This is a genomic window from Thermoproteota archaeon (assembly GCA_030130125.1).
Lineage (GTDB): Archaea > Korarchaeota > Korarchaeia > Korarchaeales > Korarchaeaceae > Korarchaeum.
In genome coordinates this window covers 1-20,574 of sequence record JARZZM010000030.1, presented here as the reverse complement: position 1 = coordinate 20,574, position 20,574 = coordinate 1, and the positions used below count along the sequence as shown (strand labels likewise).

General features: G+C 52.9%; 21 protein-coding genes. 11 read left to right on the top strand and 10 right to left on the bottom strand.

Annotated elements, in window-relative coordinates; translation table 11 throughout:
* Positions 1 to 1,869 (bottom strand): elongation factor EF-2 (locus QI197_05760; protein ID MDK2372867.1); only part of this gene is annotated, 1,869 nt, incomplete at its 3' end.
* A 437-nt stretch (positions 1,870 to 2,306) separates the two neighbouring features.
* Here QI197_05760 and QI197_05755 point away from each other — a divergent pair.
* The 3 genes from QI197_05755 (at position 2,307) to QI197_05745 (ending at position 4,566) form a co-directional block, all read left to right on the top strand.
* Entirely contained in the window at positions 2,307 to 3,590 is a 1,284-nt protein-coding gene (locus QI197_05755) for a hypothetical protein (protein ID MDK2372866.1), read from the top strand.
* A 63-nt stretch (positions 3,591 to 3,653) separates the two neighbouring features.
* On the top strand, positions 3,654 to 4,355 hold the full coding sequence (locus tag QI197_05750; GenBank protein ID MDK2372865.1) for an acetate--CoA ligase family protein: 702 nt from the start codon (positions 3,654 to 3,656) through the stop codon (positions 4,353 to 4,355).
* 4 nt (positions 4,356 to 4,359) lie between these two features.
* Positions 4,360 to 4,566: a PRC-barrel domain-containing protein gene (locus tag QI197_05745; GenBank protein ID MDK2372864.1), complete on the top strand. Its 207-nt coding sequence runs from the start codon at positions 4,360 to 4,362 to the stop codon at positions 4,564 to 4,566.
* 46 nt (positions 4,567 to 4,612) lie between these two features.
* On the opposite strand, the gene QI197_05740 is transcribed toward QI197_05745, so the two are convergent.
* Positions 4,613 to 6,562: a 3-hydroxyacyl-CoA dehydrogenase NAD-binding domain-containing protein gene (locus QI197_05740; GenBank protein ID MDK2372863.1), complete on the bottom strand. Its 1,950-nt coding sequence runs from the start codon at positions 6,560 to 6,562 to the stop codon at positions 4,613 to 4,615.
* A gap of 36 nt (positions 6,563 to 6,598) precedes the next feature.
* On the bottom strand, positions 6,599 to 6,856 hold the full coding sequence (locus QI197_05735; protein ID MDK2372862.1) for a hypothetical protein: 258 nt from the start codon (positions 6,854 to 6,856) through the stop codon (positions 6,599 to 6,601).
* A 206-nt stretch (positions 6,857 to 7,062) separates the two neighbouring features.
* Between QI197_05735 and QI197_05730 the strand changes: the two genes are divergently transcribed.
* Both QI197_05730 and proC read left to right on the top strand, forming a co-directional pair.
* A complete protein-coding gene (locus tag QI197_05730) occupies positions 7,063 to 7,350 on the top strand; it encodes a hypothetical protein (protein ID MDK2372861.1) in 288 nt (95 codons plus the stop codon).
* Positions 7,351 to 7,408: 58 nt separating this feature from the next.
* Positions 7,409 to 8,212, top strand: coding sequence for a pyrroline-5-carboxylate reductase (gene proC, locus QI197_05725; protein ID MDK2372860.1), 804 nt, complete (start codon positions 7,409 to 7,411; stop codon positions 8,210 to 8,212).
* On the opposite strand, the gene QI197_05720 is transcribed toward proC, so the two are convergent.
* Positions 8,209 to 9,249: an iron-containing alcohol dehydrogenase gene (locus QI197_05720; protein ID MDK2372859.1), complete on the bottom strand. Its 1,041-nt coding sequence runs from the start codon at positions 9,247 to 9,249 to the stop codon at positions 8,209 to 8,211. The two genes, proC and QI197_05720, sit on opposite strands and share 4 nt — an antisense overlap.
* Positions 9,250 to 9,289: 40 nt before the next feature.
* Here QI197_05720 and QI197_05715 point away from each other — a divergent pair, with 40 nt between their 5' ends.
* Both QI197_05715 and QI197_05710 read left to right on the top strand, forming a co-directional pair.
* The gene (locus QI197_05715; protein ID MDK2372858.1) at positions 9,290 to 10,975 is read left to right on the top strand and encodes a phosphoadenosine phosphosulfate reductase family protein; all 1,686 of its coding nucleotides are present in this window, start codon (positions 9,290 to 9,292) and stop codon (positions 10,973 to 10,975) included.
* Positions 10,968 to 12,008 (top strand): D-glucuronyl C5-epimerase family protein, encoded by a 1,041-nt coding sequence (locus QI197_05710; GenBank protein MDK2372857.1) that lies wholly within the window; start codon positions 10,968 to 10,970, stop codon positions 12,006 to 12,008. Before QI197_05715 ends, QI197_05710 begins: the two co-directional genes overlap by 8 nt.
* Positions 12,009 to 12,010: 2 nt before the next feature.
* On the opposite strand, the gene QI197_05705 is transcribed toward QI197_05710, so the two are convergent.
* Together QI197_05705 and QI197_05700 are read right to left on the bottom strand one after the other, a co-directional pair.
* On the bottom strand, positions 12,011 to 12,643 hold the full coding sequence (locus tag QI197_05705; GenBank protein ID MDK2372856.1) for a hypothetical protein: 633 nt from the start codon (positions 12,641 to 12,643) through the stop codon (positions 12,011 to 12,013).
* Positions 12,630 to 14,141 carry a hypothetical protein gene (locus tag QI197_05700; GenBank protein MDK2372855.1) on the bottom strand — a complete coding sequence of 504 codons (1,512 nt, stop codon included), beginning with the start codon at positions 14,139 to 14,141 and terminating at the stop codon, positions 12,630 to 12,632. Before QI197_05700 ends, QI197_05705 begins: the two co-directional genes overlap by 14 nt.
* Positions 14,142 to 14,228: 87 nt before the next feature.
* Between QI197_05700 and QI197_05695 the strand changes: the two genes are divergently transcribed.
* Both QI197_05695 and QI197_05690 read left to right on the top strand, forming a co-directional pair.
* Positions 14,229 to 14,459 (top strand): hypothetical protein, encoded by a 231-nt coding sequence (locus QI197_05695; GenBank protein MDK2372854.1) that lies wholly within the window; start codon positions 14,229 to 14,231, stop codon positions 14,457 to 14,459.
* On the top strand, positions 14,444 to 15,718 hold the full coding sequence (locus QI197_05690; GenBank protein MDK2372853.1) for a glycosyltransferase family 39 protein: 1,275 nt from the start codon (positions 14,444 to 14,446) through the stop codon (positions 15,716 to 15,718). Before QI197_05695 ends, QI197_05690 begins: the two co-directional genes overlap by 16 nt.
* A gap of 3 nt (positions 15,719 to 15,721) precedes the next feature.
* Here the strand turns inward: QI197_05690 and QI197_05685 are convergent, their stop codons facing one another.
* A complete protein-coding gene (locus QI197_05685; protein ID MDK2372852.1) occupies positions 15,722 to 17,080 on the bottom strand; it encodes a RuvB-like domain-containing protein in 1,359 nt (452 codons plus the stop codon).
* A gap of 49 nt (positions 17,081 to 17,129) precedes the next feature.
* On the bottom strand, positions 17,130 to 18,014 hold the full coding sequence (locus QI197_05680; protein ID MDK2372851.1) for a hypothetical protein: 885 nt from the start codon (positions 18,012 to 18,014) through the stop codon (positions 17,130 to 17,132).
* Between the two features lie 102 nt (positions 18,015 to 18,116).
* On the opposite strand from QI197_05680, the gene QI197_05675 reads away from it, so the two are divergent.
* Positions 18,117 to 18,929 (top strand): EamA family transporter, encoded by an 813-nt coding sequence (locus QI197_05675; protein MDK2372850.1) that lies wholly within the window; start codon positions 18,117 to 18,119, stop codon positions 18,927 to 18,929.
* Here the strand turns inward: QI197_05675 and QI197_05670 are convergent, their stop codons facing one another.
* Positions 18,930 to 19,691 carry a helix-turn-helix domain-containing protein gene (locus tag QI197_05670; GenBank protein MDK2372849.1) on the bottom strand — a complete coding sequence of 254 codons (762 nt, stop codon included), beginning with the start codon at positions 19,689 to 19,691 and terminating at the stop codon, positions 18,930 to 18,932.
* A 59-nt stretch (positions 19,692 to 19,750) separates the two neighbouring features.
* Entirely contained in the window at positions 19,751 to 20,086 is a 336-nt protein-coding gene (locus QI197_05665; GenBank protein ID MDK2372848.1) for a hypothetical protein, read from the bottom strand.
* 40 nt (positions 20,087 to 20,126) lie between these two features.
* Between QI197_05665 and QI197_05660 the strand changes: the two genes are divergently transcribed.
* Positions 20,127 to 20,574: metallophosphoesterase (locus QI197_05660; GenBank protein ID MDK2372847.1), on the top strand; the 448-nt coding region annotated here is incomplete at its 3' end.

Sequence of the window (20,574 nt, the reverse complement as noted above, 5' to 3'; positions counted from 1 at the left end):
GCTCAGCATGGCACCGAATATGGCCCTCCTTATGGCAGGGGTGAGCTGTGCCGGACCCCTGTGGGCTGGGTCTTCGTGTATCATGGCGTTGACCAGCCTTATGGCCACGCCCATCACGGGCTCTCCAGCTAGAGGCCCCTCTCTCATGACCCACATGAAGCCCTGCTTTAAGATCTCCCTGACCTCGTCCAGCCTCTGCACCCCTACTGTCCTGTTTATGAAGAGGTTGTAGTTCTCCTCGTCTATCTTCCAGATATTCCTAGCATCGTCAGTTTCCATTCCTCCCTCTTCCCTGAGTATCTTGGCCACGCTCCTGCTGTCCATTCTCTCGTTGACCTTCCTCTCGCGGATGAGGTTAACTACCTTCTCGTCGAGGGGTGAAGCGGTGACCCAGAGCCTGTTCAGCTTGTTGGGAGACTTGGCCAGCACGACATCACTCTGTCCCTTGACGCTCTCCCTGTAGACCACGGTGGGTTCGCTGACCTCGAATTCCAGCCCGGCTTTCTTAACCTCGTAAAGGGATATCTCGAGGTGAAGCTCTCCGGTTCCTTTTAGGAGGATCTCTCCCGTCTCCTGATTGTGAATCATCACCAAGTTAGGATCTTGGAGTGTGAGCTTTCTCAGGGTGTCTATGAGCTTGGGGAGGTCCTGCGGGTTCTTGGCCTCAACTGCCACGGTAACCACGGGCTCGGTCACGTACCTTATGGCCTCGAACCCCTGCTGTACCCTCTCCTTTATCTCAGGAGATATCACGGTCTCTCCCGAGCTAGCCGAGGTGAGTCCTAGGACAGCCGCTATGTTACCAGCTGGAATCTCCTCCATTCTGAGCCTGTATGGGCCCATGTAGATGCTTGTCTGCTGGATTTTCTGTTTCTTCTTCGCGTTGAGCAGGTAAACCTCCTCTCCTTCTCTGAGAGTACCGCTGAAGACTCTTCCAGTAACGACCACACCTGCATGGGGATCCACCCTGACGGCATTGACTCCAACGATGAGGGGACCGTTGGGGTCACACGACTTCAGGGCACTGACTATCTCCTCGTCATGCTGATCCTTCCACAGCCTGTCTATCCTGTAGGGCTGGGCCTCAGTGGGACTCGGAACGTGTAGGGTTACCATGTCTAGGAGAGCCTCGTGGACCGGCAGTTCCTTTCTCAGGATGACCCCATCCGGATCCTCAGCGTAAGAGTCTATTATATCGGAGAACTTGACCCCCTTCTTGGCGGCTATAGAGTTTGTGAGACCCCAGCCATGAAGGGCGGAACCGAAGGCCACGCTGTCGTTGTCCCACCTTACCTTCCACTTTTCCCTGAACTCGGGCTCGGCGTATGCCTCAATCAGATTATTAAACTCCCTAATTATCCTGAGAATCTTCTGCTGGACCTCCTGAGGGGTCAGCTTGAGCTCCTTTATGAGCCTGTCCACTTTGTTTATGAAGAGAAGTGGCCTCACCCTCTCCTCCAGCGCCTGTCTCGTCACGGTCTCGGTCTGGACCATGACCTCCTCCACTGCATCTACCACGACTATAGCGCCGTCTATGACCCTAAGGGACCGTGTCACATGACCGGTGAAGTCTATATGGCCCGGTGTATCCACCAAGTTTATCGCGTACTCCCTGCCGTCCTTCTGATAGTAGAGAGAGATGTTAGCTGCCTTTATAGTTATACCCCTAGCTTGCTCTATCTCGTGATAGTCTAGCGCTCGCATCTCACCTGCCATCTTGTCACTGATCATTCCAGCGGCCGAGAGCAAGTTATCAGAGAGCGTGGTCTTGCCGTGATCGACGTGCGCGATAATGCCTATGTTCTTTATGTTCTTGGGATCCTTCATAAGGCCCTGTAGGTGCTCTATAACCCTCTTATACTTCTGCAAATCATATCACCTACCGTCATGGGTCCCTCACAATCGGAGTTAAAAAGGTTGAGGATTGGATGCGAGTCGCCCAACCGGCAGTGAATGGGTGCGTAGGTATCGGCGAGGTCGCTGAGAGGGTACGGTTCTATCTTGTATCCCACTAAGCATACGGCAGGAGGAGAAGGGAAGGGAGTTTCCTTCTTACTGAGAAAGTCCCTTTCATTGAGATCTGAACGGAGAAAGGTTGCTACCTGTTCATGTTCCCCAAGATCCGAGGAAAGCCACCAGAGGAGGGGATCAGGTCCCTGATTTCCTAGCTAGAGAACTCCAAAGATAGAGCAGGATCTTCAAGTCGACCTTAGATCGAGCACCTTTGCGACATTAGGCTGATTTTCCCTATGGCTCCGAGCCTTTTTTAAGGGAGATGAGTGCTCCAAGCTGGGAGATGATAAAAGTTGTCCGCCAGTCCGAGCCATTACCATCAGCTTCTAGGGCTGTACAGGAATCCCTTCCTGAGATCGTCGATCATCGAGTTGGAGGATCCGAGTTCCATATTCAGCAAGCAGTGGGTGGACGATATTCTAGACTCACTGGCGGCGGAGGCCATGTCCGGGGTGGCCTCCGCATTTGTCGCCCTGACGGGACCTCCCGGATCCGGTAGAAGCTTGAGACTCCACCTCCTCAAGTTCTCCTACACAAATGCTGAGTTAGATTCCATCTATCAAGAAATATCGGTCGTAGAGGGACCCGACATAATAGATAATCTCCTTATAACCTCCTACGAACTCTCTAGGAGTATAACGAAGGCCCTGAAGAAGGTCCTCTTGGGAATGCCAGAGAGTCTAACCGATGAGGAACTCGATCAGCTGAAGACTTCCCCTGCTGAGGCGGGGAGAATGATAGTGAAGGCCTTAGACTCAATAGCTCCCTCAGCGCTGCTACTTGACGATGTGCACAACATGATGTACGCCGACGAGAGGTGGTCCTTCTTCTTCTTCGAGATGATAAGGGAGATAGTTTCCGTTATGCCCGAGGGCATATTGGTGGTCATGGCCATGAGCGATGAGGCCTATGAGGAGCTGGATAAGAGGTTCCCAGCTCTGACGTCGAGGGTACACGAGAGAATAGCCTTACCTCCCCTAACCGATGATGAGGCCATCAGCTTGGTCTCCAAGAGGTTGAGCAAGTTCAGGGCCAGAGAACCGGAGTCCCCTCTCGATCCGTTGACGGAGGATGTGGTGCTTGCAGCCAATCGGATCGCTGAGGGCAATCCTGCGAGGCTACTCGAGCTACTCTCCAAAAGCCTCGATGTGGCCGTCATACTCGGCAGGAGTCGGGTGGACATGTACGTGTTCGATAAGGTGCTGGATGCCGAGAAGGAGATCTTAGAGTATGTGAAGAAGGCTCCACCGAAGATGAGAAGGGAGTTAGACCTCATACTGAGGAACTTCAATGGTGGACCCGTCGGTTTGGAGAAGGTGGCGATAGAGGCCGAGGTCCCCATATCGCTCGCCTACTCCAGACTCGAGGCCCTCGTAGTCACCGGACTGCTCGAGAAGGACAGGGCTGGAAGGTACTACGTGCCAAAGGAGGCCTTGAGAGCGAGACCGAAGGATGAAGAGAAGGAAGAGGAGAAACCCGAGAAGGTCAAGAGGGCTAAGAGGGATAGACCCACAAAAAGGGTCACTAGAAGCATTATCAAGCTGAAGAGGTTGAAGAAGGGCCTCTGGTGGCCCTGACCTCTCCCATTTTGGGGCCCTCAAGCGTGACAACTTTATTTACTATGCCCGCCAGATCTACCGGTGATCTCATTGGAGCCCCGGGAGATCGTTGCTAAGGCCAAGGAGGAGGGAAGGAAGGTTCTCTTGGAGCATGAAGCCAAGGAGCTCATAGCTAGTTACGGAATACCTGTAACCAAGATACGCCTAGCTAGAAGTGAGGATGAGGCTATCGAGGCCGCTAGAGAGATAGGATTTCCCGTCGTTTTGAAGATAGTGTCTCCAGATGTCATCCACAAGAGTGACATCGGAGGGGTTAAGGTTAACCTGAAAACTGAGGAAGAAGTTAGAAATGCTTACAGGGGTATTCTGGAGAGCGTGAAGGCCAACGTACCTAACGCGAGGATAACTGGCATACTCGTTCAGGAGTTCGCTCCCCAAGGCCTAGAGTTGATAATAGGTCTGATCAGGGATCCCCAGTTCGGGCCCACGGTCATGTTCGGACTGGGCGGTATATTCGTCGAGGTGTACAGGGATGTCTCCTTCAGGGTAGCTCCTCTCTCAGAATACGACGCGGACTCCATGATTAAAGAGATCAAGGCCTACAAGCTGCTTATCGGGTTCAGGGGAATGGAACCGGTTGATCTGGAGGCCCTCAAGGATGCTCTCATAAAGGTGGGTCAGATGGGACTTGACATTGAGGAGATAGCTGAGATGGATTTAAATCCGGTCATTGCATATCCGAAGGGGATAAAGGTCGTTGACGCTAGGATCATTCTGAGGTGATCCCATGGCTAGGAAGATTTCGGAACTCTATGAGATGCAGGTATATACAAGCGATGGTCAGTATCTTGGGATAACGGAGGATTTCGTTTTCGACGATGTGGAGGGAAGGTTGGCCGCCCTAGTGGTCTCCACGGGAAGGAGGGGCGAGCGGAGGACAATACCCTACGATGCTGTGAAGGCTTGCAAGGACATATACATAGTTCAGGTCTGATCCCCTACTTTTTCCCAAAAAAGAAAAGAAAATGAGGAATGGGAGATCATCTACCCTTGAACTCGGGCTTCCTCTTATCTAAGAAGGCGTTTATTCCCTCCTTAGAGTCCTCAGTCCCGAATACCAGCCCGAAAGCCAAGGTCTCCGCATCCAACTTGGTGCCATTCAGGAGAGCCTTGTATATCTCTAGGGCCTTCGCTGGTCTCTCAGCTACCTTCATAGCCAGTGACCTAGTTTCCTCCTCCAGTTTATCGTGAGGGGCAACTCTATTCACCAGCCCTATCCTGAGGGCCTCGTCAGCGCCTATGAGATCCCCCGTAAACAAAAGCTCCTTGGCTTTGGCTTTCCCTACAAGTTCAGGGAGCCTGTAGGATCCACCCGCCCCGGTTATTATCCCCAAAGTTATCTCGGGTTGTCCGAACTGCGCCCTGTCGCTTGCTACCCTCAGATCGCAGGCCATCGCCAGTTCCAAGCCCCCACCCAATGCGAAACCGTTCACCATGGCGATGACAGGTTTTCGGAACTCTCTTATCCTTCTAAAGGCCTCATTAAGTCTCTTTGAGAGTTCAAAGGCTTCAATGGGTTTTAGCTCTTTGAACATGGTCACATCGGCTCCCGCACTGAATGCCCTTCCCTCACCGGTGATCACCACCACCCTGATGGCCTCGCTCTCAGCTTCGTCGAGCGCCGACATTATTCCCTTCACGACATCCAGGTTAATCGCATTGAGCTTATCCGGCCTGTTAATGATGATCCAAGCTATCGGTGGGGTTTCCCGATACAGGACCGGTCCAAACTCCTTCTCCTTGAGTCCGTAATCGAAGAAACCTCTGCCGGACTTCACCCCCAGCTCTCCCCTGCCCACCTTCTCGGTGATTAGGGGATCCACCTCGTACTCCGGGAGGCCGTACCTTTTCTTCTTAGCCTCTATCACCGCCTTTACTCTATCCAATCCCATCTCATCAGCCATCTTGAGGGGCCCCTTCGGAAAGTTGAGTCCCAGTACGACAGCCTTATCGACATCCTCTGCTGAGGCTACTCCGCTCCTGACCAGCCACGCTGCCTCGTTTATGGCCATGCTTAGGATCTCTACTGGATCGAAGGGCGCATCGGGGTCGGCGGGTATGTTGGGTCTCCCTGAGGACCAGTCGTAGAAGCCCTGGCCGCTCTTCCTGCCCAGCTTTCCACCCTCGGGGAGCTCCTTCCAGCTCTTGCACGGGGTGAGGATGAAGCCTCTCTGGACCATCGCGTCGATTATGTCCCTCATCACGTCAAGACCGATGAAATCGGACAGCTCGAAGGCACCCATCGGGAGACCGGCTTTGCCCTTGAGCGCCGCATCTATGAGGAGCTTATCCACTCCTTCCCTCTCCATGATCAGGCAGGCCTCGTTAAGCCACCTCACCAGCACCCTGTTCACGATGAAGCCCGGGACGTCCTTGGCCACGACTACGGGCACCTTACCCATGGATTTCGCCAAATCGACCGTGATGTTGATCGTCTCATCGGAGGTCTTCGCTCCCCTGACCACTTCTACGAGCTTCATCAGCTGGGGAGGATTGAAGAAGTGCATTCCAACGAACTTATCAGGCCGAGAGGTGACTGACGCCAGCTCGGTTATGGGGAGACTGCTCGTGTTCGTGGCTATTACGGCATGGCTAGGCGCTACCCTATCAACCGTCCTGAACGTATCGGCCTTTATGTCGAAAACCTCTGGAATGGCCTCTATAACGAAGTCTGCATCTCTGACGGCCTCTTCTAAATCAAGAGTCGTCCTTATTCTCGATAGCACCTCGTTCACTTCTTCCTCCGAAATCTTGCCCTTTTTAACGAACTTTTCCAAGCTGGCCCTTATCCTGTTAAGCCCGCTCTGAACGAATTCCTCCTTTATGTCTCTCATTACCACTTCATATCCAGCCATAGCAGCTACCTGCGCGATACCATGCCCCATCGTACCGGCTCCTAAAACAGCAATCCGACGGATCAACAGGACCACCCCACGAGAGGGGGTTTATAAAAAGAAAAAGGTTCCTCACACGAGAGAGGCTATAAGCTCCCTCTCTGCGCTCTCCTCGCCTTTCTCGAGGATATAGAGCTTGGCTATCTCTATACCTTCCTCTACCACAGCTACAACGGGGATTACACGGCCTTCACTGTCTTCGGCGACTCCGACGTACACGACGAGGGGAGGGAGCTCGTAATCATATACTCTCTTGACCTCAGCAAGGTCCAACTTGGAGAAACCCTCAGGGACATCGGGGAAATTGTTCCAATCGATCACCTTGATCATAGCCCCACCACCATTTGCAGCTATATCATATTTAATAGATGTAATTCAACGTTCGACGTAAATAGGCAAGGAAGCCGTCTCATCATGCGAGTTAAAGATCTTAATGATAAAGAATTATGACCTCCTCGTGGATTCTCTTGCCTTAATCGGTGATTTCGAAAGTAAAGTATTAATTTTGCTCATGGATCCAAGCGAAAGGTGATCTAATGCCCTGTAAGAAGAGGGGTAGCAAGTCTAAGAGCACGAAGAAAACCTCTAGTAGGAAGGCAAAGGCCAAGAAGACAGAGAAGAGCAAGATAGAGGCACTTGACGTGGACGAGGATGCTAAGAAGATATTGAAGGCCTTGGAGAGGATAGGAAAGCCCGCCAAGTGCGGTGAGATAGCGAAAGAGGCTGGCTTCTCCACACAGAAGGTAGCAGCCAAGATGAGGTCTCTCGCAAGGAAGGGGATAGTAAAGAGATCTGAGGAAGGCCTCTACTCCCTCGCGCTGTGAGGGGCTCGAGCCCCATTCCACACTCAATTTTTAAGGAATCGAATGAGGGTTGGCGAATATGAGGAATGTCGGTATAATAGGGGCAGGTCAGATCGGTTCCGCTATGGCCAAGGTGCTGGCCGAGAGTGGCAGATGGTCCGTGATAGCTTCCAGGAGGAAGGTGCACGAGCTGGAGGAGTTGAGGGGGCTGGGTATCAGGGTGACGAGCGACAACAGGGAGGTCGCTGCCAACTCCGATATAGTGATAATAGCCGTCAAACCCTACAAGGCGGTCGATGTGCTTAAGGAGATCTCGGACTTAGTAGAGGGAAAGATCGTAATATCTGTGGCTGCAGCTGTTCCGATAAAGAAGCTCAAGGTCGCCGCACCCGGAGCCAAGATAGTCAGAGCTATGCCGAACATAGCTGTGATGGTAAAGGCCTCCTTCACCGCCTACTCGAAGGGACCTGATCTAGACTCTAAGGATGAAGCTGTAGTCGTGCAGCTCCTTAAAGAGATGGGAGAAGCCCACGAAGTGGATGAGGAGCTGATGGATGCCGTAACTGCGTTGAGCGGGAGCGGACCAGCCTACATAGCGACCTTGATTGAGGCCATGGCCTACGCTGGTTTGAAGGTGGGTCTGCCGAGGGACTTCGCCTACCTGAGCTCAGCCTACACGGTGTTCGGGACGGCGAAGCTCTACCTCCAGTCAGGAAGGCATCCCGCGGAAATCAAGGAGATGGTCCTCACACCGGCTGGGACTACTATAGAGGGCATATTCTACTTGGAGGAGAGCGGTATAAGGACCGCCGTGATGAAGGCCGTTGAGGCTGCCACAAAGAGAGCTAAGGAGATAGCCAAGAAACTCAACGAGGGAGATTAGACGAGGCCCTCAGCCAGTCTCTCAGCGGCTTCCCGGCTCATTCCCTCCCCCAGCACTGTGTACCAGTTCCTCATCTTATGAGCGATAGTGAGCGCTGTAACCACCTCTTCCTCGGACACTCCTAGGTCGGAGAAGCTCGTGGGTAGGGACGCCCTGTCCAAAGCATCGAGCACGTACTCCCTGTCTATCCCGTGGAGGGGAGCCAGCAGGGCGGCACCAAGGCCAACAGTCTCCCCATGTAGGAGTTCCTTCCCAGTTACCTCCTCTAAGGCGTAGGCGAAGAGGTGTTCGCTACCAGCGGCTATCCTAGTGGTGTTGCACATGCTCATAAGCATGCCATCCAAGGCCAAGAAGAGGACGTAGAGCTTCCACACCTCCTCGTCCCTCACGGGTATTCCATCGGCCACCTCTATGAGCATCTCCGTGAACCGATAAGCCATTGATATGGCCACAGGACTGAAGTTCTCCTCCCTGCCCAGCATGTAGGCAAGTTCCAAGTCGGGGAGAGCGGTTACTTTGGCAATGTAGTCGCCGAATCCCGAGAACTGGAGCCTCTCGGGAGCCCTCCATATTAGATCTAGGTCGGCTATGAGGAGCAAGGGTGTTGCACCTTCGACCGCCTTGGATCTACCTCCTTCCCACAGAATGGCGAAGGGGGTTGCCATAGCGTCAGTGGATGTAGTGGTCGGTATGGAAACTAGCTTGGCCCCAAGATCGTGGGCCACAGCCTTGGCAACATCTATGTTCCTTCCACCACCTATGCCTATTATGAGAGAAGATCCTCTTCCTTCACCTATGAGCTTGGAGACCTCCTCGGGGGATGCTGCTCCCACCTTAGCCACCTTGGTATCTAATCCTTTCGCCTGTAACTCGGACGAGAGCCACTCCACTTCTGACCATATGCTCCTACTACCCAAGATGAGTACCTTCTCTCGCTCGCCCAGCACTTCCGAAATTAGGGATGGAGCTTCAGAGATGGATCCCCTCCCGACGCGAATTATATAAGGCATATTGACGTTGAGCTCTTTAAGTGGCATCTAACCATCACAACTAGATCTAATAAAAAGTTGAGCGGAAATGAGGTTGTACTGGAGCGTTCAGGAGAATGTGCCCGTTGTCTCTAGGAGATGCGCCGAGCGGGAGATCAGGGTAGTCCCGACGTCCAAGACCAGCGATCCCAGACCCGCGACGAGCGCGGATCTTGAGCTGCTCAGGAGAGTTGTAAATGAGCAGTTCGGTTCGGGGACCTATAACGAGCTCATAAGGAGTGAAGTCGTCCTCTTCGGCCGGGTCCCCTATCTGGACACCGCTTATGAGGTCATATCTGATGGAGGAGTACTTGGGCACCTCTTCTTCGACTTGTATGAGATGAGATGGTACTTCAAACCGCTCGAGCAGTCCATTGACAGGATAGGTCACAGGATGGAGTTCCTTAGAGGAAAGATTGAGAGGCGGGGAGACGTCGTTGGTTATGCTGATGATGGTCCAAAATTTAAACTAATGGGGGACGGTCTAGCTGAGAGAGTAGGTGATAGATATGTTGTTTCAAGAATTTTTAAGCCTAGAGAAAGTCTTTTAGAGGAAAAAAGTGGTTGGAGAGATGTCTTGAGGATAAACGAACCCTGCATACTGGCTGGTGAATCGAGGGCCATCAGGTTCATTTGGAGAATCTCGAGAAGGGGTAGAGTGATAGTTTCATTTTCAGGAGGGAAGGACAGCTCGGCCCTGCTTGAAGTGGTAAGGAGGAGCGGGATAGATTACCTGACCTACTTCAACGACACAGGCCTAGAACTCCCCGAGACTCTGAGCTTTGTCAGCGAGATAGGTTATGACCTGCTGGGAGAGGCCAAGGACTCTTTCTGGAGCTATGTGGGGAAGTTTGGTCCTCCTGCAAGGGATTACAGATGGTGTTGTAAGGTAATAAAGCTCCTACCCACTTACAGGACGTTGAGATCGCTAGCCCCGGGTGTGACCCTAGTTGGTCAGAGGAGATTCGAATCCCTAGCTAGGATGAGGAGCCAGTCCATCTGGAGAAATAGATGGCTCCCCGGATTCCTGACCGGCGCGCCTATTAATGAATGGAGTGCTCTCAGGACCTGGCTTTATCTCAGGCTGAGATCCGTACATGTTAATCCCCTGTACGAGATGGGATTTGAGAGGCTTGGATGTTACCTGTGTCCGGCATCCAGACTCTCAGAGTTCACTAAGATAGAAGAGCGATATCCGGAGTTGTGGGAACGGTGGCGGGCTTTCCTATCTAGATACGCATCCGATAATGGATTAGACGAATGTTGGATAAGATATGGAGCATGGAGATGGGTGGATCCGCCTGATAAAATTAGGAGACTCTGTAGTAGTTTAAGAAGACCTATAATGACGGCCAGAATTGGAAGAGATATCATTACAATGTCCCCTTACGATGAGAGCAGGTTCCTCAGCTTGGCTCCCTCGATTGGAGAATTGGAAGGAAGCTCCATTGAGGCAATGGATTATTCCATCACCGCGGAACGGGATCGAGTCTTCTTCAGGGGAGATCCGATGGCTGTGCTGAAGGTTGGTATAAGGGCCTCTAAGTGCGCTGGATGCGGTCTCTGCGAGGAGTACTGCATTGTGGATGCAATACAGATCGTAGGGGGGAGAGCAACCATAGACCCGGGGAGATGCACGAGCTGCGGGATTTGCAATGAAGTATGTCCCCTCACCCTCTACTTGAGGAAGATAGTAGAGATACGAGATTGGAGGGGGGAGATAAAATATGGGTAGAAAGCTGCTTATCTCCTACTTGATCGGCTTGGTGGCCCTCCTACTAACTGGCCTCGGGCTACGAGAGAGATCATACGTCCCGGGGAATTGTGATTACCTGTATCCGGATATCGTCGATACCTTGAGGAGATTCGAGTCCGTGGGATTGAGCAGGGCAGCGTTAGTGCAACTCATAGACGACCTGAATGCAGATATTGAGTATTCCAAGATCTGCAGGAGGCCCAAGCTCTTCGAGAGGTACAAACCGCGCGGGGTTGAAGTTCCCCTCGTTTATATAGAGGGACAGGGCTTCAATGTGCACGCCATTAATGCCATGAATTTAGCTACCGAGGCCCTATCCTATAGAGGGAATTGGACCGAGTTCTACACTATAATGAAGTGGATGCTCCGCTATATGGAGATCAGGGGGAACGCATCCTTCTTCAACTTCTACTTTCGATGGGAAGGGGCCGATATTCCGTGGAACTCATCCCTCTCCCAAGGTATAGCGGCCGGTTATTATGCAATAGCCTATAAGAAATTCGGTGATCCTGTCTTCCTACAAGCCGCTAGAGGTCTAGTGAACAGTTTTCTGGTGGATCAGAAGGAGGGTGGTTTCGTCCTGAATACTTCATACGGTAAGTTCTACCTAGAGTATTCTAACTCACCAGATGATTTGGTGTTGAATGGCTTCATGCTCTCAATAAAGGGATTGACGCTTTACGATTCCCTGATCGGGGATGAGACAAGTAAAAGGCTGATAAGAGAGGGGCTCGAGACCCTGAGAGGGATGCTCCCTGATTACGACGATGGTCAGTGGTCCCTCTACTCTATCAAGCATGGAAGAGCAGATGAAAGCTACCATCGGCTTCATATAAGACTCCTGTACTTCTTGGGGAAATGGTATCAAGATGATTTCCTGTTAAGATATGCGGAGAAGTGGGATTACTATCTAAGAACCAGAGCAAAGTCTGAGCTGCCTCGAGCACGTCAGGAATATCTATTTTGGAGGGAACTGGTGCATGAACTGAAAGAGGAAGGTGGAGGAGATTAGACCTAGATCTTTATCCTCAGCCTAGCGGCTTCCTCCCTTAGAATGGCCTCTATGGCCCCTTTACCCCTTTCAGTTGGAACGGCCGGTTGGCCGCTCTTGCCTTCTCCCTCCGCTTCAATGAACATACCCTCCGAAACATGAGAGTCGAATCTCTTTGGGGGTAGTATGGCAAAGGCCATCGTCTCCTCCTCTTTTACCTGAAGATTGGTGACTACATCGAACCTCTCGCCAGCATCCACCACCGTCGCCCTAAGCCCATCGAACGACTTGACTGAGATCACTGTTCCCCAGAAAGAATCGATCCCGCTGTACAGCCTCTGCTCCCTGCCTACTCGGTTAGGGAGACCCTCTAGGGTTATCGCCGCGAACCTCACCTTGGCCGCGTTCAGGGCGTCAGATGGGGACCTAGCCCTTTCCCTCAGCTCCTTCCAAACCGAGGCCAGCTCCCTTCCCTTAGCAACCAACCCGTCCAGCATTCCCTGCTCGGCCAGATCCTCCAGTGACATGAAGCTGTAGACTATGGTCTGGGCTTCAGCCCTTATCTGCTTCAGATCCACTCCGCGGAGCAGCTTCTGAGGGACCTCTTGGAGGAGCATCACAGCTATCTCGACAGGTACGAGCCTAGGATCCTTCAACTGCCACCACCCCTATCTCGCTTATCTCCACCTTGCCGTCTCCATCGTCTATCCAGCTTAGAACATATATACCCTCTTTCAATAGGGGCATGTTCTCGCTGAGCCACATCAGGGCGGCTCTGGTCCCGAACCTAGTCACTCCCGCTGCGGTGATGTAAATCCCCTCTCCAGCCTCGTGGATTCCGACTACCGCGAAGTCTCTGCGTCCGTAGGACGCCCAGTAGGTCGTGTTGCTGACTTCAACTCCATAGAAGAGGCCGTTCTCCCCTTTAATGAATTTTACCGGCTCGCCGTAGGATGGATTGACCGCTGGGCCTCCCAATGTTATCCTGTAGAGCCCCGACGCTTTTCCAAAGGCCTTAAACCTGTCTGATAGGTCCTTACTCATTCTAATGTCCACATCAGGACCGGTCACCTCGAAGGAGCTTGGGGAGAGGTGATCCTTGCGGTAGATGAGCCACCCACCATCTGGGATCGCGTCCATAAGCCTAGTCACCACGCTGGCCCTTAGGCCGAATTGCTTGCCGTGATTGACTATCTGCTTTCTCACAGGACCCAAGTACACGTAGGACTCGAACACATCACCTACCATCACGCCCTTCCTCCTAAGGGCAGGATTTGACACGTATATGGCTTTGGTAGGGAGCCTCTCCCACGTCCTGCCCGTCAAATTGCACCTGTAAAGGTAGCCCTCCCAAAGCTCATGTCCGTTGCTCCTGTTAAGGTCAGCGTCCACGTATATGTTGAAGAACCTCTCTAGCCTCGCCCCGTAACCTCTCAAATTGCAGCCTAGCCTATCCACAGGTACTATCGCGAAGTAAATCCTGTAGAAGTCATCCTTAACGTACAACTCCTTGTAATCGGCTATCCTGTCGGCATCCCCAACGGGATCAAGTATTGTAGGGGCACCGTAGTCCCCCAGTTTCCCGTCTATTTTCTCCGCTCCCTCCTTCTTCAACTTGTAAGTCACCCAGTCGAAGTCGTCCCTCTCAACCATCCACATGTACGCCTTGACACCGAATTCTCCCTTAGGAAAGGCCGCCGTCACATTGGGGGTGGTGAGTATCACCCTCTCCTCCTCCATCCTCACCCAGCAGGCGGCCGCAAGTCTGTCCCATCCATTCTTAAGTGAGTTGAACCTCTGAACCGAGCAGTCCGTCTGGTTGGGGTTCACGAAGAACACCAGCCTGTAGTCCGCTCCCTTGACGTCACCCTCGGGTACGCCCTCACCCTCCACGAGCCTGTCCAGATACACATTGCCTATCACGGTGAAGTTCTCCGCTGAGGGAGTTCCGTAGAAATAGAAGGCAAGTGTGATGTTACCGTTCCAAGATATGTGCATGGCCTTCACATCCAGCTGAGGTAGTTGCGGCTCCTCCAATGGATCGTACCATGTCAAGGTACCTTGAGCGCTCAGGTGGGGCAGGGGGATGAGCAACACTGAAAATGTGATTACAATAGCTAGTAGCTTCCAGCTAGCTTTCGTGCTATCACCCAAGTTCAGGCAGGCACCAGCATGAAAAAGTTTGATATAGAGGGAAGCGAAGTACTTTCATGCTGCAGGCTAATTTGGCGAGGGGTGGCTTTGAGTCTGAAGGAGGTCAAGGAGAGGTTAAGGGGCGTGACCCTTGAGAAGGCCATTCCGCTCAAGGTAATTGGAGAGGTATCGTACTACCTGTTCGAGGGAGGAGTGTTGGCTGTCAGCAATTTTGAAGACAGGGATCTACCGTATCTTAGGGCGAGAACCACAGTCATCCCATTCGACGAGCTCCCTGATTTCCTGAGAAAGGAGGTGGAAGAATGGTTAAGGGGATGAGGTGGCTCCTATTCCTGATTATCCCGCTAGCCCTCTACCTGTACGCCTATTTCAGGACCCCCTTACTTCCCTTAATAGATGGGCCCTACTACTCCGCCCAAGTGAGTTGGATAGCCCGCTACTGGACCCTCAGACATCCAGATCCTCCACTAACCTTCTACCTGCTGCTTCCCTTCTACTTCGCTACTGGAGACAATATCTTGGCAGTGAAGGCGGGGGTCCCAATGATATCCTCGCTCATGTTCGTTCCGGCCTTCATGTACTTCAGGGAAGTCGATGGAGATGATGAGGCAGCCATCCTAGGGGCTTTAGCACTGACCACCTCCTACTACACTGTTAGATTGGTCACTGACTTCGTGAAGAATGCTTTTGGCCTGATATGGGTGTTCTCTTGGCTATTCTTCTCATTAAAGTACGGGAGAGAGGGTGGGTTGAGGAACCTGGTGGGCGCGACGATCTCGGTTCTCTTGGTCATGCTCACCCACATCTTGGATTTCGGGTTCACGGTAGGCCTCTCCATCCTCTACGCTTTACTTAGGAGGGACAGGAGGGCAATGACCTTGGCCTCAATTAGTTCGGCCTTCCTCGCCTTAGCCTTTCTCCAGCCCTGGATAGTTGGGGGTGATGTATCCAAGGGGGTGGCCCTCGTTGAACAGGTGGCTGAGGGAGAGGTGGGACCTTCGGGTCTTCTAGATTTGGTGCCCTTAGTGTCCCCCCTTCTCCTCCTCTGGTCATGGTACAAGAGCAAGGAACCGATGCACGGCTCCCTAGGTTTGGTCTCGCTACTGTTCAGCCTCCCTTTCTACGGAAGAGGTTGGGTAATGAGGTTTCGCAATTTGGGGGGGATACCTCTATCTGCCGTACTCTCTAGAGGGAAGGCTGAGGTAGGGAGAGGGAGGATACTCGCCGTTCTAGCGCTGGTGCTCGTGGCCTCCTCGGGATTCACCTTAGCTTCCATGGTGAGGCCCACCGTGGACATGGCTACATTCAATGAGATGAAGTACGTCTTAGATAGGTATCGCTCTCCGATCTTCGTCCCCGATGTGAAGATCAGGTACTGGGCGGAGACCCTCAGTTTTGATGTGACATCCACGCCTGAAGGGGCCAGCTACATGCTGATATGCCAACCCTCTCATCCGGGATCCCCGGCGAAGGGCTCAGCGCTCCCGTCAAAGGCTGAAGCTCTCGTGAGGAGGTTGAGAGCCCAACCCGTGTTTCAGGGGGAGAGATGTACTCTCTTCAAAATGAGAGGGAGATGAGGGTTACTTGAGCAGCTCCTCCTCGTACCTTCTCAGGTGATCCACTGCTTCCCTCACATCGCTGAATCTCTTAGCCACCTCTTTCACATCTTCTCTGCCTATCTCCTCCTTTCCTCTGGCCCTAATCCTCACACCCGCTATTCCGAGTATTTGAACGGCGTATCTGAGGGATTTCTCTGCTCCCAGATCCATTAGAAGTTCGAGGGCGTCGTCACTCAGCTTGACTCCCTCCTCCTTAGCTCTTATTCGGAGTATGTGACCTACTTCCTCTTTGCTGTACTTGTCAGTTGTTATTATCACGAGCCTGTCCAGCAGATCGAGGGGCATGCCGAAAGGAGCCTCTATCTCCGTCCCCCTGATCTTAGTGATTCCCCTATTGGTGGCCATCACTATGATGGGTACGAGCTCACTCTCCATGGCCCTAGAAATGAAGCTAAGTGCCTCTATGTCCATCAAGTGAGCGTCGTCTATGAACATCACTCCCGGCACTATCTCCGCTCTGCCCATCTCAACCCATTCCTTCACCTGCTGATCTACGGCGGCCCTCACCTCGGGATCTAACTCCTTCTCCTCAACTCCGAAGAGTAGGGAGAATAGACCACCACCGCTCCTCCTCCTAGCCACCATTCTGTCTAGATCGTCCAGTGTGAGTACGTACACGAACTCCTTCTCCTTGAGGACTGGTCCATCTGGCCTAGGCACGAGCTGTTCCGCCTCCAGATCGTATGAGAATGATTCAGTGGATCTGCCCACCTTGGATACCCTACCGTCCTTGGCGTCTATCATTATCACATCTCCCTCTGTGATCCCGAATTCCACGAGCTGCCTAGCCACGTTCGGTCCGACCCTTATCTTCTTCTCCTCCTCCGTGGTCTTCAGGGTTATCACGGCCTCTTGGGGGACCTTCACGAAGGGATTGTAGGGACTGGATCCCATCTTAATGTCCAGCTCCTTGACCTCTCCCTCGTAGACCTTCCTCAGTTCCCTGACCTTGACACCTATGGCCTTCCTCATCGCCTCCATCAGGACCTCGGTCTTCTTCCTCTCAGTACTGTATATCTCTGATCCGCTCAGCTGGATGAAAGGAACGTCCTCCCCCAGCTCCCTAGCCATGGCCACGGCTATGGCGGTCTTCCCGGTACCAGGAGGACCCGCAAGCAGCACTGCTTTCCCACTCAGCTTCCCCTCCTTTGCCATCATCACGACCAAGCCAGCAGCCTCCCTAGCCCTAGTCTGGCCGACCAGCCCGTCCGCCACCTGTTTCGCCCTACCGTTTTCGTCTAACCCGAGGCCCTTTATGTGGCTATGCGCCCCTATCCTCTCCATCCTCAGCTCTCCGCCTATCTCCTCTATCTCGACCATATTCTCCCCCAGAGGGAGGGGGGAATTCAGGGTTTTAACTTTTATCGGTTCAGCGCGGTCTGGTCACCATCCAGAGTACCAGACCGACCACCAGTGCGCCGACGAAGGCGATTAGGAGGAAGAGCCAAGCCGGTGTCGGCTCCTGAACCCTAGATTCCGGTGAAGTGGTGCTCTTAACTTGGGTGACCGTGGGTGCAGCAGAGATGGTTTGGGATGTGGTTTGCTGGGCTTGCGGGATCTCTGTCCCCTCTCGGGCTATTACTACGGACACTTCGAGCGGTGCTGAATAGGTGGATTCGCCAACAACGTAAGTCATGTTTATCCTTAGGGTGTGGGTGCCTAGCCTGAAGTTCGAAGGGATAGCAAGTTCCATCCTTATCTCCTTCGTCTCATTAACTCTCAGATCTCCGATGGATCCCCTGACCACGAAGTTCCTCACCCTAGTCATGTGCTCGGCGTAAATGGGGAAGGGGGCTTCCATCTCAATCCTCACATTGCTCATGTTGACGGGGGACCTGTTCTCTATGAAGAGGGAGACCTCCTTGGTCTCTCCCCTCTTCAAGGTGGCCAAGGGATCGGGCCTGACCGTTATCATTCCCTCGATGGCTATGACCTCAGCTGATATCTCCGCGACCTTTATGCTTCCTTTGTAGATCTCGGCGTAGAGTTCGTGCCTGCCTAGGGTGAGTGGTCCTATGGTGACCTTGTAACATCCCACCTCATCAGCCGATCCCTCTTCGACGAAGGCGTTGTCGACGTAGAGCTTGGCCTTCAGGCCAGCGGCCAGCGCCGAAGGCAGGCATACGGTCCCAGTGACCGGCAGGTTCGCTGGAACGTAGATCGGTACCCTCGCCTTGATTGGGGCAGCTTCCATCGGCGCTAAAGATATGGCGAGCAACATGATCAGGGATGCGGGCACGGCTTCTATCCTCATCGATCTCGAGATAGGGGGAAAGCGTAATAAACACCATACGACAGTAGTCTCAAAAAGCCCAGCCTCCATGATGTGATCTAGAAGCTATGAAGGTGTCCGCCATTGACCGACGGTAGGGTCTACGTCGCGGCAGCAGCTTTCCTATGGGGGACAATTGGGATTGCTACGAAAATAGCCTTATCAGCCGGAGCGGGTCCAGCCTCTATAAGCGCTTTCAGGGCGGCTGTCAGCGCTATTCTCGCCCTAGCGGTTCTTCGGAGAAAGGTCTTCGATAGTAATTTAATCCTCCTAGGCCTGCTGTTCACGGGACCTCTTTTCCTCACCTATATGTTCAGCGTCATGCTCTCTGGTATGGGGATCGCGGCTGTTCTACTGTACACTGCCCCGGCGCTTGTCGTCTTACTCGCTTCCGTGTTCTTAGGTGAGAGGGTGACTGGGAGGAAGGTTGTTGCTCTGTTCCTAGCTGGCGTGGGCGCCTTCTTGACCCAGCTCCCAGATATAGGCGATCTAAACTTTGGCGGCATCCTCTTTGGGCTGGGGAGCAGCCTAGCCTACTCAGGGATAATATTGATGGCGAGAAAACTGATGACCCACGGATATTCCGCCTTGGAAGTTGGGTTAGGACCTCAACCTTGGTCGGCGCTTGAGCTGGCCCCGTTCCTCTTCATAGATAGGTACGAACTTAACCCACAGTTCTTGGCGTCCGTAATCTACTTGGGGATCTTTACATCCTTCTTAGCCTACTACCTGCACGCCAAGGGGGTGGGCGAGGTGGAAGCCGGAACCGCTGGTATAGTGTCAAACGTGGAACCGGCATCTGCAGTGGCCCTAGGTCTGCTGACGGGCGAGAATCTGGGTGTAGAAGGACTGGTGGGGTCAGCTTTGGTAATAGCGGGCGCGATCCTGGCAGGATGATCAGCCAGTTAACTCCCTGAGCCTCTCCACAAGCTCATATACGTCTTCTATCATGGAAACAGCCAAGGGTACTCTCATGGTGGAGGCTAGCTTCATTCCAAGCTTATCAACGTTATCAGGCGGGGGTCCGTGAAGGACCACCAGACTGGGCCTTATGTCTATGACCTTGAGGGCCACCATCGGGCTCCTGCCAGCCGATACCTTGGTGAAGATGAGGGCCCTCTCAGTGGAGGTGCCGAAGAGTCTCATGAAGTCGGATCCGCTCAGGCTGAGTATGGCTTTTATGCTGTCTATAACCGTATATCCGTGGATGTAGGTGGGCTGCGGAGCCTCCACAACTATCCTACCTTCTATGACCTCCAAGAACTTCTCCAACTCTATCGGAAGTGTGAACTCGCTCATGTCTATGACGCTCGAGAGGAGCGGGATCATCCCGGTCGTTCTAACTAGAGTTCTGATTACGGCCCCTCCCTTCTTCTCATCCTCATCGAGGAGAGTCATTATGAACCTTCTAAGGACGAGGGATCCCGGACTCTTCCTCCTGCTCGACTCGTAGTCCGAAACTACGGACGCGGATACCCCTAATAGCCTAGCCAACTCGCTTTGCTTAATGCCGAAATACTCCCTCCATTTCCTCATGGCCAGTCCTATGTTTTGGCTGAAAAGGATGTCTCCAGCTATCTTCTTAGCCACGATCTCCTTTAGGATCCTTCTGTGGTATGTTGAAAGTAGTTCCCTATCGAGTTCCTCCTCGACCTCCATCACCACCACTTACGTCAAAAGGAACAATTGAGAGATAAAAAGGCTTCGCCTTTCAACGATTACGGGTCTGAACCCAGACCCTCAGAGGAGATCACTCCCTTAATTATCCCAATGAATTCCGGATCTCTGTGCTCTATAACCATGAAAGTTCCCTCTTCCTCCGATATGATGGCTGCAGCTATGTGATAGCACAGTTTCCTCTTACCCCTGATTACGACGTTCAGATAGTAGTCCAAACAGGAGCATGCCAGATCTCCCATAACCAAGTGAGGACCTGTTGGTCCCTTGACCACGTACACGTACCTGCCACTGGGCTTGAAGATGTGCTTCTCGACCCCGCCCTTCAAGGCAGATTTGAGCGCCTTGAGCGCGCTGCCCCACGGTAGCTGGCTCATTATCCCATACCTTTTAAGTCCCTCATTACACCCCTCCACGATGGAACCCATATGGGGAAGCCCGGCCCTAGAGATAAAGGTTGATGGGAAAAGGTGGATCCTCATAGCCGATCTCCATTTAGGATTCGAACTGGAGCTCACCAAGGAGGGGATCTACATACCTGATAGAACCGGGCACCTAGCTAGGAGGCTCCTCTCCCTAGGACCAGCTGATGGTCTGGTCATAGCTGGAGATTTGAAGCACTCTATCGGCCTCTCTTCTGGATTCAGGGTGAGGAAGTTCCTCGAGAAAATCTCTGCTGCCTTTCCAAGGATCATCCTCACAGTTGGAAATCATGACGGTGGTATAGTGAGCGTGGTAGGAGATTCGTGTGAGGGCAGGGGGCCTAGGGGCACCTCCTTAGGTGAGATATGGGTGTTCCACGGTCACGCCATTCCTCCGCCCGAATCCTCAAAGTACGAGTTTGGGGTGATGGGACATGTTCACC

What these genes read in the sequence shown, in the direction of transcription:
- QI197_05730 (MDK2372861.1), top strand. Translation starts at nt 7,063, where the DNA reads ATGCCCTGTAAGAAGAGGGGTAGCAAGTCTAAGAGCACGAAGAAAACC.
- QI197_05685 (MDK2372852.1), bottom strand. Translation starts at nt 17,080, where the DNA reads ATGGTCGAGATAGAGGAGATAGGCGGAGAGCTGAGGATGGAGAGGATA.
- QI197_05670 (MDK2372849.1), bottom strand. Translation starts at nt 19,691, where the DNA reads ATGGAGGTCGAGGAGGAACTCGATAGGGAACTACTTTCAACATACCAC.
- QI197_05710 (MDK2372857.1), top strand. Translation starts at nt 10,968, where the DNA reads ATGGGTAGAAAGCTGCTTATCTCCTACTTGATCGGCTTGGTGGCCCTC.
- QI197_05680 (MDK2372851.1), bottom strand. Translation starts at nt 18,014, where the DNA reads ATGAGGATAGAAGCCGTGCCCGCATCCCTGATCATGTTGCTCGCCATA.
- QI197_05690 (MDK2372853.1), top strand. Translation starts at nt 14,444, where the DNA reads ATGGTTAAGGGGATGAGGTGGCTCCTATTCCTGATTATCCCGCTAGCC.
- QI197_05745 (MDK2372864.1), top strand. Translation starts at nt 4,360, where the DNA reads ATGGCTAGGAAGATTTCGGAACTCTATGAGATGCAGGTATATACAAGC.
- QI197_05665 (MDK2372848.1), bottom strand. Translation starts at nt 20,086, where the DNA reads ATGAGCCAGCTACCGTGGGGCAGCGCGCTCAAGGCGCTCAAATCTGCC.
- QI197_05715 (MDK2372858.1), top strand. Translation starts at nt 9,290, where the DNA reads ATGAGGTTGTACTGGAGCGTTCAGGAGAATGTGCCCGTTGTCTCTAGG.
- QI197_05720 (MDK2372859.1), bottom strand. Translation starts at nt 9,249, where the DNA reads ATGCCACTTAAAGAGCTCAACGTCAATATGCCTTATATAATTCGCGTC.
- proC (MDK2372860.1), top strand. Translation starts at nt 7,409, where the DNA reads ATGAGGAATGTCGGTATAATAGGGGCAGGTCAGATCGGTTCCGCTATG.
- QI197_05735 (MDK2372862.1), bottom strand. Translation starts at nt 6,856, where the DNA reads ATGATCAAGGTGATCGATTGGAACAATTTCCCCGATGTCCCTGAGGGT.